The 14,146-nt window shown below is 43.8% G+C and carries 14 protein-coding genes; 9 read left to right on the top strand and 5 right to left on the bottom strand.

Annotation, left to right across the window (positions count from 1 at the left end; genetic code table 11):
- Together JHD69_RS16980 and JHD69_RS16975 are read right to left on the bottom strand one after the other, a co-directional pair.
- Positions 1–2,998: DUF6443 domain-containing protein (locus tag JHD69_RS16980; RefSeq protein ID WP_199141540.1), on the bottom strand; the 2,998-nt coding region annotated here is incomplete at its 3' end.
- Positions 2,999–4,287: 1,289 nt separating this feature from the next.
- Positions 4,288–4,476: a hypothetical protein gene (locus JHD69_RS16975; RefSeq protein WP_199141539.1), complete on the bottom strand. Its 189-nt coding sequence runs from the start codon at positions 4,474–4,476 to the stop codon at positions 4,288–4,290.
- A 452-nt stretch (positions 4,477–4,928) separates the two neighbouring features.
- Between JHD69_RS16975 and JHD69_RS16970 the strand changes: the two genes are divergently transcribed.
- The 8 genes from JHD69_RS16970 (at position 4,929) to JHD69_RS16935 (ending at position 9,719) form a co-directional block, all read left to right on the top strand.
- Positions 4,929–5,288: a DUF4870 domain-containing protein gene (locus tag JHD69_RS16970; RefSeq protein ID WP_199141538.1), complete on the top strand. Its 360-nt coding sequence runs from the start codon at positions 4,929–4,931 to the stop codon at positions 5,286–5,288.
- 6 nt (positions 5,289–5,294) lie between these two features.
- Entirely contained in the window at positions 5,295–6,101 is an 807-nt protein-coding gene (locus JHD69_RS16965; RefSeq protein WP_199141537.1) for a M48 family metallopeptidase, read from the top strand.
- 249 nt (positions 6,102–6,350) lie between these two features.
- Positions 6,351–7,625 (top strand): hypothetical protein, encoded by a 1,275-nt coding sequence (locus JHD69_RS16960; protein WP_199141536.1) that lies wholly within the window; start codon positions 6,351–6,353, stop codon positions 7,623–7,625.
- Positions 7,626–7,678: 53 nt separating this feature from the next.
- On the top strand, positions 7,679–8,152 hold the full coding sequence (locus JHD69_RS16955) for a hypothetical protein (RefSeq protein WP_199141535.1): 474 nt from the start codon (positions 7,679–7,681) through the stop codon (positions 8,150–8,152).
- Entirely contained in the window at positions 8,152–8,562 is a 411-nt protein-coding gene (locus JHD69_RS16950) for an SET domain-containing protein-lysine N-methyltransferase (protein WP_199141534.1), read from the top strand. Before JHD69_RS16955 ends, JHD69_RS16950 begins: the two co-directional genes overlap by 1 nt.
- A gap of 34 nt (positions 8,563–8,596) precedes the next feature.
- Positions 8,597–8,992 (top strand): SET domain-containing protein-lysine N-methyltransferase, encoded by a 396-nt coding sequence (locus JHD69_RS16945; protein ID WP_199141533.1) that lies wholly within the window; start codon positions 8,597–8,599, stop codon positions 8,990–8,992.
- Between the two features lie 144 nt (positions 8,993–9,136).
- On the top strand, positions 9,137–9,448 hold the full coding sequence (locus JHD69_RS16940; RefSeq protein WP_199141532.1) for a hypothetical protein: 312 nt from the start codon (positions 9,137–9,139) through the stop codon (positions 9,446–9,448).
- Positions 9,449–9,467: 19 nt separating this feature from the next.
- The gene (locus tag JHD69_RS16935) at positions 9,468–9,719 is read left to right on the top strand and encodes a hypothetical protein (protein WP_199141531.1); all 252 of its coding nucleotides are present in this window, start codon (positions 9,468–9,470) and stop codon (positions 9,717–9,719) included.
- On the opposite strand, the gene JHD69_RS16930 is transcribed toward JHD69_RS16935, so the two are convergent.
- The 3 genes from JHD69_RS16930 to JHD69_RS16920 all read right to left on the bottom strand — a co-directional run bounded on the left by JHD69_RS16930 (position 9,716) and on the right by JHD69_RS16920 (position 13,575).
- Positions 9,716–11,656, bottom strand: coding sequence for a sensor histidine kinase (locus tag JHD69_RS16930; protein WP_199141530.1), 1,941 nt, complete (start codon positions 11,654–11,656; stop codon positions 9,716–9,718). The two genes, JHD69_RS16935 and JHD69_RS16930, sit on opposite strands and share 4 nt — an antisense overlap.
- 27 nt (positions 11,657–11,683) lie before the next feature.
- Positions 11,684–12,316 carry a response regulator transcription factor gene (locus tag JHD69_RS16925; protein WP_199141529.1) on the bottom strand — a complete coding sequence of 211 codons (633 nt, stop codon included), beginning with the start codon at positions 12,314–12,316 and terminating at the stop codon, positions 11,684–11,686.
- Positions 12,317–13,074: 758 nt separating this feature from the next.
- On the bottom strand, positions 13,075–13,575 hold the full coding sequence (locus JHD69_RS16920; RefSeq protein ID WP_199141528.1) for a hypothetical protein: 501 nt from the start codon (positions 13,573–13,575) through the stop codon (positions 13,075–13,077).
- Positions 13,576–13,819: 244 nt separating this feature from the next.
- On the opposite strand from JHD69_RS16920, the gene JHD69_RS16915 reads away from it, so the two are divergent.
- Positions 13,820–14,071 carry a hypothetical protein gene (locus tag JHD69_RS16915; protein WP_199141527.1) on the top strand — a complete coding sequence of 84 codons (252 nt, stop codon included), beginning with the start codon at positions 13,820–13,822 and terminating at the stop codon, positions 14,069–14,071.
- Positions 14,072–14,146 lie beyond the last annotated feature (75 nt).

Below are 14,146 nucleotides of genomic sequence, written 5' to 3'. Positions count from 1 at the left end.
CCCCCCCCCCCCCCCCCCCCCCCCCCCCCCCCCCCCCCCCCCCCCCCCCCCCTTTTTTAGATGTGTATAAGAGACAGGTTAAGCTTCCTGTTGGAATCCCCTTCATGTCGTCACTTTTTGATAGTGCGGAGTTTTGGTCTCCTTGCCCTTTTTCAGTCATGACTATTATATGCTTGTTTTTACTTTTTTGAAGAGTGCCTAATCGCTTAGATAATTCCTTGTCACCTTTAGAAAGCCTATTCAAATCATCGGTCACCTCCATGACATAGTTATTATTCCCTTTATATTCCTTACCATTTTTTTCATATAGTTTCCCGTTTCTGTACTGCACTTGTTGATGGGTAACACCACCATCTTTATCAGTCACATTAAATCCTATCCATATTTCTTTGCCATCCGGATCTATAAATCTTATTGGATTGTTTGCTCCATAAACATATGGAGAAAGTACTTTCATTTTCTCAGACAAAGGATCAACTGCATTCCATCTGCCTATCATAGGATCATAAAATCTTGCGCCGTAGTCATACTGCTCCAGTTCTTCCTGTAGTTCCTTTCCGTTATAAAGATACTTGTTGTTGCCGAATTGGGACGATTTCCTCAATCCAAAGGCATAATAATCGTCGGCTTGTAGTTTTTGCAAGGCTCCAGTGGTGGGATGCTTGTTAAAGGTGTACCTCACATTTCCCAAATGGTCTGTGAGATTGTACTCATAGCTGTAGCTTCCCCCGCTTTTTCTTGCAATTCCTTCCTCAGTCTGGATAAATTCTATAGAGCCGTTTGAATATTGGATGCCGTTTATATAGTCCGATACAGCTCCGGTTGAGCTGTTCGTCTTTTTCAGTTTCTGTCCTACCGCATTGTAAACGTAGGATAGGCTGATGCCAGAGCCTGTTACGGCAACGGGAAGATTTAACTGGTTATAAGCCAGCGATACGGTTGTTCTCGCCGGGCCAACGGTGGCAGAAGTCGCATTGCCGTTGCCGTCATAGGCATAGCTAGAACTGGCCAAAGGCCCGCCTGCAATATAGTTGAGCTGATTGCCCGTATAGCTGTAAATGCTCGTAGTTGCACCGTCCCTGCTCATCGAGCCGATGTTCCCCATTGCGTCATAGCCTATCGCTTCGCTCATGTAGATGCCCGTGCTTGTTGCATTCGTCAGCCTGCTAAGCTTATCGTAGGCATACATGAATTTGTTTCCAAAACCAGTGCCCCATAGCTGCGTGCTGATATTGCCGTTGTATTGTGGATTGGCGGTTGTGTCATAGCCCAACCTGATACTCAGCTCGGGAGAATTACTGCCGGTAAGCCAGCCCCGTTCGTTGTTCGAGAATTTTGTCGATTGCAGAAAGGTCGCACCATTATCGGTACTGTGAAGGCTTTTCTGCTTGAGCTGGCCGATTTCATTATACTCGAATTTGTTAAGCACTACTTCGCCTTGGCTGTTTATGTTTTCCTTGGTGCTAATTTTACGCCCTGAATGGTCGTAATTGTAAGAATTGGCGATAATGGTAGTTGTACTATTGGCCGAATGTGTTCTTGTACTGGCGGTCAGTTCTCCTGCGAAATTATAAGCATTATCGATAATATCGGTACCACCTAAATGGTTTTCGCTTTTGGTCTGTACAATCCTGCCTTTATCGTCGTAATAATTGACAGTAAGCAACCTGTCGCCAGTTCCCAATATTCCGATCTTTGTTCCAGTAGCAAGGCCTCTGGTCCGCCCGTCTGCAACCTGAGGAGAAACAGGCTGGCCAAAGCTGTTTCCATAGAAACTGTAGTCGTCATAATAGCTGATATTGAGGTATTCGGCTATTCCTGCAACAGGAAGGGAGAGATTGCTGTAGCCTATGCCAGTACCATTGCTGTTGGCGTCGTCCCTGCTTTCCCAAAGCACGGATTGCCCATCGATGCTGGCCTGCCAAGAGGCGCGACTTGAAGAACTGTTTGCTGTTCCTGTTATTATGGTTCTCCCTATCGCGTCGTATTTCACAAAAGACCATTTGCCGTTGATGCGCTGAACGCTGTCCTGCGTCATTACGATCTGGTCGAGCTTGTTGTATACCAGATGATCCCAGCCCTTTCCCGGGATTTTCTTTTCTATGACCCGTTTTCTGCCGTCATGGTGATAGCCATAGACAAAATTCTTAAAAACGGCATCAGTCTCTGTAAAGGTTGTCGAAGAAACCGCAGGGGGGATTACATATCTAAGGTTTCCAGTTTCATCATAAACATAATAAGTTGACAGAGCAGTGCTTTCGTCCTGCCAGATCCTCTTTAGCACCAGCCTTCCTTCCGTATCCTTAAACTCCTCGACAGTGCCACCTTTCCCGCTTGTCCAGTTCTCGTCCCTGGTTATTGTTTTATATAAAGTGTTCGGGAGAAAAGTTGAAGATGCCGTTGCTCCAGAGCCTGTTGTTGTCCAGCGAAGCACTTCGTTGACAGCATTGAATTTGCTGTCTGCCTTAATGGTATGGCCCGAATTTGATATGCCGGAACTGTAAGGTTGCCAAGAAGCACCTTCTGCACCCTGCTCCAAAACCCTATTGAGCGGGGATGCCTCGAAGACTGTTCTTTTTAACGGGTATTGACTTCTTGCAACATTTGCATCCCAGCTTCCCGAGCCGTAGAAGCCCGTCTGGTTGGCCAAAGCAGTTTCTTTAAAGCTTCCGTTATTGCTTGTCTGTTCCGCGTATGGAAGATATTTGACGGCTTCTCTGCCCAACGCATCATACACCATAAACTGCACGATGTCTTTTCTGTTCGGGCTTGCCTTCCACTGAACAATTTGGATTGGCCTGCCAAGTCCATCAAAATAGGTGATGGTACGGTTGGCATAATCTACATCTAACGAAGCCAATTGTGAAGCATCGGTAACTCCATTTGTTTTTACCGTTGTTTCCATTACATAATTCCTTGAAGCTGTAGGAGTTTGCGCTAAGGCCATTCCGCAAATAATGTGGAATGTAAAGGCAAAGAGGAGCGTCTTTTTGTTCATTCTTTTTCCGGTTGGATGGGCACTCTAATTTAGGATATTTTGTCTTAAAAACGTAGTGTTTCGAAGCTAGAAAAGCGTGTTCATAATTTTTACTTTATGTCATTCCTGAACTCAGCCTTTCACTCTTTTCGGCTTAGAGATTGCAAAGGCTAAGTCAAGTCATTTGTTTGGTGGTTTTATCATCGGTACTGTCGCTTTACAAGGCAACTGCGTTAACTTTTCAGCCTGTAGGTTTTGGGGCGGGGCAGTGCGTTAATTATTAGGTTGATTGGTATTCGTTGCTACGAATGTTGCATAAGAACCGCCAAATGTTATTTGTCATTCCTTATGCTTTAACAAAGTGGCGCAACTTATGATAGCTTACTCTGAATTTAGCATTCGCTAACTCAAGGCTAAATCCACCAGCTATCTCAGTGTGGCTCACCTACGCAGTCGAAAATGCTACACGATCATCATGATATTTGCTCAAATATCTCGCCAATCGCTTGTGTAGAACATAGTCAAGGGCGTACTATCGTACTTTTTCCTTGACACATTTTCCCCGTGAGCATAGCGGTGAGCTTATTAATGTTTATATATTTGGACTGAATAGTTAACACTCTCTCAATCCGATATGGAAAAAAAGTTTCATTATATCAGCAATATAAAAAAGGCAAATCATCAACCTTAGTACTGATTCTTCTGTTGATATTTGGTCTAATATTAACATTTATACCCCTTATAATTGGGGGTTATTCCAAAAGTGGCCACATCTTTTTTTGCAAAGTGGCCACATCTTTCGCTCCAAAGTGTACACCCTGTTTCGCTTAAAAGTGTGCAGTCGGTTGATTTTAAGGCCTTTTAAGACTTTGATGATCCCTTCTGGATCATCCGTTCACTACCCATACTGAAAATAAATCCTGGCTTATCTGGAGCCTAAAAACGGCAGGTCTATTCTGCTTTAAGCCTACCTATATATATGACTATGATCTGAGATTGCTTTGGATGCGGATTCCGGGCTTTTGCAGAGCAAAAGCGTTTTGGGGAACCTGCCGGATCTGTGGTCAGGCGGCTTGATGTTCTTCCAGATGGAAAGGTACTAAAAAGAAAAAGCCCTGATCGGGCTGGACAGTTTGGAACGAAATAGGGTGGATACTTTTACTGAAATACACAAAATATAGCCGAATCCAGATGAAGTCTTAGGTATACGAAAATTGACTACAGTTAAGAGCCGTGCCTATACCTGCTCCAAAATCGATTGACATTTCCTATTGAATTTGCAAACTATTGCAACGATAACTAGCGATGGGCTAATCATGCCCCAGATAGGCATTTCCTTCAGGGGTCATTGCCGCAGACCATTGTACAGACTTGCGGTCGATCGTGATCAGGCCCATACTTTCAAGTTCTTCATACTCTTCTTCCATGCCGCCCAGTATGGATGAACTTACCTGTTGGTTGATTACTTCGAGCAGCGCTATGATTTCTGATCTTTCCATGTCAATTGAGAATAAGTTAAACTATTAACATAAATGTACGCAAAATGTTTCTGGGATCTATTGTAATTCGGATAAGAATAGATCAATCTGCAAAGGTATTTCCGTTGTATTTGGTAAGGGATGACAAGGTGATGTAAAGATGTCGGGGCGCTTTTATAGCAATATTGATTAACTCTATGAGGGCTTACCTTCTTTAAAAGACTTAGGCTTCTTGCAATTATCCGTTTTACTGTCTATAAAAATAGCTTTTGGAAGCCATGTTCTCACCAACTGAAATAGCAGTGTAGCCCCTTTTATTTATCAATGGCATAAATTTTAGCGCTTCATATTCTCCATCCTTTTTTTGATGCTCCCCAACAGCCTACAAAATCATCTTTTTTAACGATTGATGCGCCTCTTATTCTAAGCTACTTTTACCTTGTAAATTTCATTTTCACCATAATATTTAAGCAATGAATACAGAGCAGACACAGGAAATGGACGAGAAAACCATGGCAATTATCAGCTACATCACCATTATCGGATGGATTATAGCCTACGTTCAGTTGAGTAAAAATAAAAGTCAGTTAGCCTTGTTCCATATCAGGCAATCCCTGTTTTTGATGCTTTGTGCATTTGGGGTTTGTATCGTCCAGCTGCTGGTTGCTTTTATCCCATACCTGGGGCATATCATCTCCATATCCCTTGGCCTCGTTCTGTTGGGTTTTTTGGTGCTTTGGGTTTTTGCGCTCATTAGTGCGGTTAATGGCGAAGAAAAGCCATTGCCCATATTCGGCAACAAAGCCCAGGATTTGTTTAAAGGAATCAGATAACTATTGATGAAAAAGCCCCTATTCTTGGTTTTGGCATCGCTTGCAACCGGATTTTTGGCTTGCAAAACCATACCCATTACCGGTAGGAAGCAAATCAACCTGGTGCCCGATGCCATGATAACGGCTATGGCCTTAACGCAATACGTTTCGGTGGTAAAAAGCAGTGCTACCCTTTCTCCGCACGACGAAAGAGCCCAGCTGGTAACCCATGTAGGCACAAAAATCCAGCAGGCGGTAGAAAAATATATGCAGGAAAACAACCTGGGCAAAGACCTTCAAAATTTTAAATGGGATTACCATACCATCGATGCCGCTACCGTAAATGCCTGGTGCATGCCTGGTGGCAAAGTGGTGGTGTATACCGGATTGTTGCCGTACACGCAAAACGAAAATGCACTGGCTGTGGTGATGGGCCATGAAATTGCGCATGCCATTGCACGCCATGGCAACGAACGCATGAGCCAGGGCCTATTGATTAGCCTGGGCGGCATGATACTGCAGGAAGCCATGAAGGAAAAGAAACAGCAAACACAGGCGCTGTTTCTCGGGCTGTATCTGGTAGGCTCTAACCTTGCGCTGGCATTGCCCAACAGTCGCATGCAGGAAAGCGAAGCGGATCGATTGGGTTTAATATTTGCCGCGATGGCGGGCTATGACCCCGACGAAGCTATTCCTTTTTGGCAACGTATGAATGCGGCTAACCAAAACAAAGTACCCGAATTTCTGTCTACACACCCTTCTGACGAAACGAGGATCAAAAAACTTGCGGCTTTAATTTCCGAAATTAAAAACAAATACTACCATCAGCCTTAACATCTGTTGCAGAGCCTTTTAACCTTACCGCAGTCGGTTGAATAAAGCACAAGCAACAATAACGCGAATGTGAAAATCAAACCCTAAAAACATCCGTTGTTGATATTTGTCTATCAATGCTTCGGCCAATCCAAGCGTGGCCTATGCGCTAAGATTGGAGAAATAAAAAACCATCTTTTTTAATGATTGCCAAGTTTGTCTGGCCAACCTAATTTTATCAGGAATAAAACAATTTTAATCCGGTAGTTTATGAAATACCTATTTTTGATGGCAATGGCCTCCCTGGCATCTATCCAGCCGACAAATGCCCAGGATTGCAAATCGTCAAAAGACCTGGAGGCCCTGCCTGGAAAACATATTGATGCGGCTCATTGCGAATCGCCCCAGCAAAAGGCACATTGGTTCGATGCATTGGGTACAGCGGCCAATAAAATGGTGGCCAATGCCACGCTCACCCAAATTGAAACGCTCGAAAAACAAAGCCGTGCCAATTATAAACTCGAAGGCTGCGTGCTCAAAACCACTTTTTCGGGTAATACCCCAACCGCGTTGGCGGGCAACTATCCCTTGGCAAGCTACGACCTTAATATGGGCTGCTACGAATACATCTGTGTCAAAAATAAAATGTTGGTAAACGGCGAATACGAAAATGTTTTTCGTGCATACGTTAACCGTTATACCGGAATAGAAAATGCTTTTTCTTTTGGCGACGAGGCCTATTACTATGAAACGCCCCAAAAATACAATGGCAAGTTCATCGCACTATACGATTTCATCAAAATGGATGCCTCCAAAAATATCAATAACAGTAAAGGCTTTTATCAGGATGTGCCCGAAAGCACGGTAAAACAAGGCAATCGCAGCGTGTACATGACTCGCCATTGGTATTATACAAAGCCTGGTGCTTTATTGTTCATTCCGGTTACGCGCAAAGCGTACCTCGAAGCCTTGTTGGTGTATTACCAAAGGGAAGGGTTGTTGATTGCCGATAAAATCAAGGCAATCGAAGCCGAATCTGCAGGGATGATGAAAAATCCCCAGAAATACCCTCGGTTGTATGAAGACGGCAAACGAAACCTGTTGATAAAAAAGGCCAAATATCCTGATTGGCAACAAAAAATAGAAGCCAAAAAAGCGCTTGTACAAAAGACCCTGAAAGAAAATACAGCCACCTGGTTGGCGCAACCAGCAGTGGTAAAGCCCAAGGCCGAAACCTTTACTTGGAAAAACAGCTACGGTCCGGGTCCTAACGATAATGTATCGGTTGATACCTACAACGCCGATACCAAAGAAGATGCACAAAAAACAGGGTCGTTCACTTTTAGTGGCTTTTGGGACAATAAAAATGGGATTACGCTCTACCGATACAACCCTGACTATTTCAAGGGCTCAGAAAAAAATCCAGCAAAGCCTTACCTGATCGAATTGACCTACAGGTACGTCAAAACTCCTCTTGGGCAAAGCCTGGTAGAGAATTTTACCAAAAATTTCGACTTCGATGCCGTGAGGAATTTGCTGGAATAGGCTTGCAAAATAGAGGCTTGTTGTTTAGCATACACCATATCAATTAAAATGTCATGAAAAAAATCTTTTCCATCTTAGGTTCCTTGCTGTTTGTAACGGCAGTTAAGGCGCAAACCACCGTGGTCAAAAAAGAAACAGTAAATCCGGGCAGCAGCCAAACTGCTGTTCCTGCAACTTCGTCAAAAGATCCGAAGGCCGAACGTACCGATCTTAAAGCAGAAGAGGCCGCCAAGGCAGCGGCAGCTAGGGCGGCCAAAGAAGCCAAACTTGCGCAGCATGACGATCCGAAAGCAGTTCCTGCAAAAGATCCAAAGGCCGAACGTACCGATCTTAAAGCGGAAGAGGCCGCCAAGGCAGCGGTGGCAAGAGCAGCCAAAGAAGCCAAACTTGCGCAACATGACGATCCGAAAGCAACTCCTGCAAAAGATCCAAAAGCAGCGGCTACCGACCCTAAACAGGAAGCTGAAGCTAAGGCAGCCAAAGAAAGAGCGGCCAAAAATGCCAATACGCAGCATAAAGGAAACTAATGTTCTTCACGCACAGGATTGATCAGCCACAGCAGATTGAAGTAAAGGAAAGCCCGCTTCACGGCCGTGGTGTATTTGCCAAAAGCAGCATAAGGAAAGGGAGCCTGATAGAACAGGCACCCATTATTTTCTTGGCTGCCGATGAAAAAGAAACCCTAAGGCTTACCAAGCTCTTTCATTACTATTTTTTGTTAGGCAAGCCTGATAGGCCCGCTGCATTTGGTTTTGGTTATGCTTCGTTTTACAATCATTCGGCCATGGCAAATGCCTTTTACACCTTTTCGCAACGGAGGAATACACTGAATATTTATGCTTATCGAACCATTGAGCAGGGCTGCGAAATAACCATAAACTATAACGGCAGGCCAAACGATCAGCGGGAGGTTTATTTTCCCAATCCGGATCAATGACAAACCCTAATCGATAAAACAATTTCATAAATCGATGGAAAGACGGTTGTACTTAAAAAACATAAAGGGAAAGGGCAGGGGCGTTTTTTGCCATACAGACCTTACCGAAGGAGAAGTTATAGAAGTTTGTCCGGTTATCATCATCCCTGCCGAAGAATTTGTCCCGCTGAGCGCCACTGCCATGATGGATTACAGCTTTTATTTCAATAAGGAAGAACATACGCTGTCGCTCGCCATGGGCTTTGGCTCCATGTACAACCATAGGCAATTTCCCAATGCGGTGTATTTGCTTAACAGGGAAGCAAAGCAGCTGGTATTTACCGCTCGCGAAAACATCGGGGCGCATACCGAAATATGTATTAATTATGGTGGCGAATACGGCATAGATTACAACAAGTGGTTTATAGACAGGAATATCGTTCCGATTTAATCAAAAAAATCATCTTTTTTAACGATTGACCTGCATACCTATCTGGGTTACTTTTACTTAGGAAAAATTAAGACCCCAGATTTTCTGACCGAAAGCGGGATGGATAAATCTGGAGGTTTCATCACTTACCAAAAATTTAAACAGATGAAAAAAGTAATCTTTATCTTTTTCTTCACCTTGGGTGTAGGAGGGGTAGCGCAAGCACAATTTTTGAGCAAACTCAAAGAAAAAGCAAAAACAGCTTTAGGCAATTCGGTTGACCGCTCGACCGACAAGGTGGTGGATAAAGCCGTAAATAAAACGGCCGACAAAGCGACAGACAAGGCCTTAAGCAAAGCCGAAGAAAAATTGAACAGCTTGTTCAAAAAGAAAAATAAGAAAGTCACTGATTCTATTCCGCCGGTAGTTCCCGATACGAATAAAACCGCAACCAAGCCCGGCAGTAAAGAACAATAAAAATCAAAAGCAGGAAGTCATGAAAAAAATCTTCACCCTCTTAAGTGCCTTGTTAATTGTAACCGGCGTTAAGGCACAAAAAGCAAATGTGCAAAAAGAAACAGCAAAGCCAAAAGCTGATACGCTTGTTAAAAGCATAGACAAACAACCGAATAATGTACCGGCTAAAAAGGAAGCCAAAATTGTTCCCGCCATTAAATATGCGCCCGTTTCGAAGGTTGCTCCAGCGACCGCAAAAACGGCCAAGATTGCTCCGGTACATTCAAATTAAGCCAATACGATTGGAATGGATATCGTGATTTCGGTTCCTTTCGCACCAGAATTGATTTTCAATTCACCGTTTAGGTATTTGGTACGCCTGCGGATAGACTCCAAGCCCAGATTCGACTTGCCAGATTTTTGTTCAGCCAGGCCAATGCCGTCGTCGTTAACGGTCAGTATGAGGTGTCCGGCTTCTTCATAAATCAGGATTTCTACGCTTTTGGCTTTGGCATGCTTGATGATGTTGGTCACGGCTTCTTGAATGATGCGCAGCAGGGTAATCCGTGTATCTGGCCCTATACCCGTGAGCGAGCTATCGTCGATGTGGATGGTTTTCTGATAACGACTATCAGGCAGGGAACCATCAGTCAGCATTTTGATCTGCTTTTCGAAAGACAGTTCCCGTTGCGTATCGGCTGCACTGAACCATTCATGGCTCTTGTTCCTTACGGTTTCATAGGTTTTGGTCATCGCTACATGAAGCGCCATGAATTTATTCCTTAAGGAAATATCTTCAATATCCATCGACAGCACTTCGAGCTGGTTCTTAAAAGCGGCCATGGCAGAAGAAAGGCCGTCGTGCAGGTCTTGCCCCAGTCGTTGCTGCTCTTCCTTTACGGCCTGATATTTTACTTCTTCCATGGCAATAACCTGCATATTGGCCACCTGGTTAAGGGCTTCTACCTGTACCCTTGCTTTCCGGCTTCTGTAAATCATAATGAGGTAAATGGCAAGGATAAGCGCTGAGGCGGCTACAGAAATCAGTACTAGCCAAAAAGTCCGCTGCTGTTTAATTTGCTCGGTCTTTTGCAAGGCGATGTGGCTATGCTCGGCCTGTGTGTAGGCATAAAGCAGGTCGCTTGATTCTGTCATGAGGCTGGCCTGCAAATCTCTTTCGTGCTTCAGGGCATCGGTAAGGTAATCATAGGCACCCTTGTCATTGCCTTTAAGGTGTTGAAGTTTGGCTTTGTATTCGTCGAGGTCTGCACTTTGGCTTTGGCCAAAATTAGGCGAGGATTCGTATTTCGCGATATAAACGCTAAGGCTGTCTGGCTTTTTGAGGTTAAGGTAGTTTTCTATCCGCAATCGCGCTACGTTGATGTCGATAAAGTTTGTTGCCTGGTCTCGATAGGTAACTTTCAGGTTTTGCATGCGGTTGAGTAGGCTTTTTGCGTCATCGTACCGGTGTTCGAAATTGGCTACCGAATGCTCGATGTCGATCAGCAACAAATCGTTGTAAAGCATCTGGCTTCTTTTGATCGGATATTTGTGCTGAATGGCGGTGCCGATTTGTATGGCCAATTGTGCGGTTTGGCGTACCGCTGTGGTGTCGTTCATCTTGATGTAGCCCATCAGGGTGGGCGACAAAATATACATGGCGTTTAATCCAACTGCTTCGTCTACTACACGGCGCTGCAACAACAAAGGCAGGGTTTCCAAATAGCTTTTCTCTTTTTTGTACAGCTCGATAACCTTGTTGTACAGCCTTTGCTCCTGGTATATTTTGCATTTTTGCAATTGTTCAACCAAAGGATGCTTTTCGCCATTCTTTTTGTATTCTGCCGTGATTTTTTCGGCATAGTACATCGAAGCGCCTTTCTTTTTAAAGATGCGTGCATTGTTGAAAAAAAGGAAATAATAACTGATCCGGGCACGGCGGTACTCATCTTTGCTCCAGGCAAGGTCTTCGTACAGCCCAAGCAGGCCAACCAGCTCTTTGGTTTCAAAGTGCTTTCCTTCTGACAATAACTGATGGGTTAGCGAATCGGCCTTGAGGAAATATTGCGCGGCCAATAAGTGTCCCGAATGGTAAGCCTGATTTAGCTTATCGAATTCTTTTACGGCATTGGTTTTGGTTTGGCCAACGGCTGTTAGATTGCCTAAGAGCAGATAAAATACGGTTAGGCCATGAAAAAGGCTTTTAGAAAAGCAGGAGCAGGTATTCATTAGAGAGGGAGATTTAAAGTGGCGGCATCATATGAGTTCTTGTTCACGCGCATAAGACAACAGCTCGGTAATGGAATTGACGTTTGCCTTTGCCATCATCTTCCGGCGGTGGGCTACAATGGTGTGCTTGCTGAGGTGTGTTTTTTCTGCGGTTTGGGCAATTGACAATCCTTGTGCAAAATGCTGCAGTACCTCGAGCTCGCGTCCAGTAAACAGTATTTTTTTGGATAGGTCTACATTCGAAATGATGTTGCTCAGAATTGGAGAAATGTACTGGCTACCCTCATCAATTACTGTTAAACACTCTAGTATGGTGTTAAAACCAGCTGATTTGCTGACCAAACCATGCGGGTTGTAGCTGAGGATATTCGTAATGGCAACCGGGCTGGTAACAGAGCTCACTACAATGATGGTCATCTGCTTGTTTAATCGCCGGGCTTCGTTAATAAGCGGAAGGCCGTTTTTGTTTTTGAGGTAATAGTCTAAAAAGAGATAAATGGGCGATTGCGAATGCCTGATCAGGAAATTAATCAGCTCGCGTTCTTCGCTAATGGTATGTACAGCACGAAAAAGCTCAAGCCGTTCAATAAGTGCCGAAAAGGAGTCCGCAAACAAGAGATGGTCGTCAAAGGCAATTGCGATAGCGTCACTTTTTTTCATAAACGGGATGAATATAGCAAAAGTACAGGGTTAGATTCGTGGCCAGTTAGGGTATCATGATAATAATAGCTAATTCATGCGATATTGAAGTTATATAATAGCAAATTTTAGCTATTGTTTGGCTAAATCCAAATCGCTTTTGCCATATAAATCGTTCCCTTTTGCTTTAATGCGTCAACAAAATATGAAAGTAAATCTTGTTTTGCCACCTTTTAGATGGAGGTTAGCCAGCTACATCAATTCAGGCAACCATTTTTAACCAGCAGGCAGCAATTTATTGCTATATGGTTAAATGCCATCACATGATTTTGTTATAATGCTCAAGTGGTTGGGTTGCTTCATGCTTTCGATGTTAATTTTAGTTGTTCAGCAACAAGCATGGCAAAGGTAAAGCTGGGTGCTGCATCGGTTGAACCGAATTGAAGAGAACCAAAATCATAAGAAATTGGCCATGTCGGGCAGAATGCAACGTATAATAGGGATGTTTCTTTGTTTTTGCCTGCATGGCCATTTAAACAAGCTTTAGAGCATTGGAAAGACGAGTATGAGATTTACGTTAAAAAGTGTTGAGCCAAGTTGTGTTGACCTGGCTTCGTCCATGCATCAATTTAATGCTTGTGCTACAGCCCACGATCAATTGCTTGCCCATGTCGATATTATTACTGCAATCGACTATTATGGCATAACCGAGTTGCTAGATGCAATTGGAGAGGAAAGCCTGAGAGCCCATTTGGAATGCCTGAAACAGGAAATAAATCCTACTTCGCCGGATCTATCCTGAGCTGTTCGTACTTCCAAACATAGGCGCCGGTAAGGGGATCTTGTTCGGGCCGAACTGCTGTTACCCTTTTCATGGTAAACGAAAGCTGAATGCTTTCATCATAATGGTGTGGTTTTCCTTCGTTATCGTATAATACGAGGTCTTTTGGCGTAAAATCGGCAGGCAGGTAAAACTCGTTCTTGCCTTTTCCGTGGTACAAATCAAAGAAATCAATCAGTTGGCCATCCTGGTCATCAACGGTCATGCTGGTTGGGCTGCCCATCTTTAGCGTAAGGTTTGAATTGGCTACCGTTACCTTGCCGATAACGGCTACGCGTTTCCCATCGCTTGTTTTTTGTTTTTTAAGTTCCTGAAACTGGCTGGTGCTCACCACTTCCCCTTTTTCGCCGGGATCTGAAAAAGATTGACACCCAGTTTGCCCCAAAAATATAATGGCCATTGCTGTTATGGCTAATCCGTATCGCAGTAGGTTTTTCATTTGCTTAAGTTGTTTAACGGTAAATGGTATAATCAAGTTATTTGTACGCTTTGAATCTGCTGGCCGCTATTAAAATTGAACATTCCCCCGCGAAATAGACTTATAGAGTTGATATTCGCATTGATCTAATCAATATTCGTTTCTTGTTTCCGGTAATAACCGATATTTAAAGCCAAGCCTGGAGACTTTAAGTCCAAAAAATGTATTATTGCAATAAACAGACAGCAGGATGGTCTATTTGCCTATGGGAAGAAAGATATATAGCTCCTTCATGATTTTAGTGCTGGTTACAGGACTGTTTTCTTGCAACAACAAAAATACTGCGATTGCGAACAAGCCACTCAGGGATCAGTTGCCCAAAGAACTCGGTTTGCTTCTCGAAAAAACTGCCGGGGCCGAAATCAATATCGCCAACTGCAAAAAAGGAATCCGCTTATTGGATAGTGCCGAAAAACACAAACCTCCAAAAAAGAGTCTCAGAAAAAACGCAACCTAATAAAAAAGCCCTAGAGAAATCTCTAGGGCTTTAGCGGTGCACTCGTAGGGATTCGAACCCCAAACCTTCTGATCC

This window comes from Pedobacter sp. ASV12, assembly GCF_016429155.1.
Lineage (GTDB): Bacteria > Bacteroidota > Bacteroidia > Sphingobacteriales > Sphingobacteriaceae > Pedobacter.
This window is presented reverse-complemented; position numbering and strand designations above follow the sequence as displayed.

Excerpts from the sequence above, each read along its gene's own strand:
- JHD69_RS16945 (WP_199141533.1), top strand. The coding sequence starts at position 8,597 with ATGGAAAGACGGTTGTACTTAAAAAACATAAAGGGAAAGGGCAGGGGC.
- JHD69_RS16915 (WP_199141527.1), top strand. The coding sequence starts at position 13,820 with ATGGGAAGAAAGATATATAGCTCCTTCATGATTTTAGTGCTGGTTACA.
- JHD69_RS16975 (WP_199141539.1), bottom strand. The coding sequence starts at position 4,476 with ATGGAAAGATCAGAAATCATAGCGCTGCTCGAAGTAATCAACCAACAG.
- JHD69_RS16935 (WP_199141531.1), top strand. The coding sequence starts at position 9,468 with ATGAAAAAAATCTTCACCCTCTTAAGTGCCTTGTTAATTGTAACCGGC.
- JHD69_RS16920 (WP_199141528.1), bottom strand. The coding sequence starts at position 13,575 with ATGAAAAACCTACTGCGATACGGATTAGCCATAACAGCAATGGCCATT.
- JHD69_RS16940 (WP_199141532.1), top strand. The coding sequence starts at position 9,137 with ATGAAAAAAGTAATCTTTATCTTTTTCTTCACCTTGGGTGTAGGAGGG.
- JHD69_RS16950 (WP_199141534.1), top strand. The coding sequence starts at position 8,152 with ATGTTCTTCACGCACAGGATTGATCAGCCACAGCAGATTGAAGTAAAG.
- JHD69_RS16925 (WP_199141529.1), bottom strand. The coding sequence starts at position 12,316 with ATGAAAAAAAGTGACGCTATCGCAATTGCCTTTGACGACCATCTCTTG.
- JHD69_RS16955 (WP_199141535.1), top strand. The coding sequence starts at position 7,679 with ATGAAAAAAATCTTTTCCATCTTAGGTTCCTTGCTGTTTGTAACGGCA.
- JHD69_RS16960 (WP_199141536.1), top strand. The coding sequence starts at position 6,351 with ATGAAATACCTATTTTTGATGGCAATGGCCTCCCTGGCATCTATCCAG.
- JHD69_RS16965 (WP_199141537.1), top strand. The coding sequence starts at position 5,295 with ATGAAAAAGCCCCTATTCTTGGTTTTGGCATCGCTTGCAACCGGATTT.
- JHD69_RS16970 (WP_199141538.1), top strand. The coding sequence starts at position 4,929 with ATGAATACAGAGCAGACACAGGAAATGGACGAGAAAACCATGGCAATT.
- JHD69_RS16930 (WP_199141530.1), bottom strand. The coding sequence starts at position 11,656 with ATGAATACCTGCTCCTGCTTTTCTAAAAGCCTTTTTCATGGCCTAACC.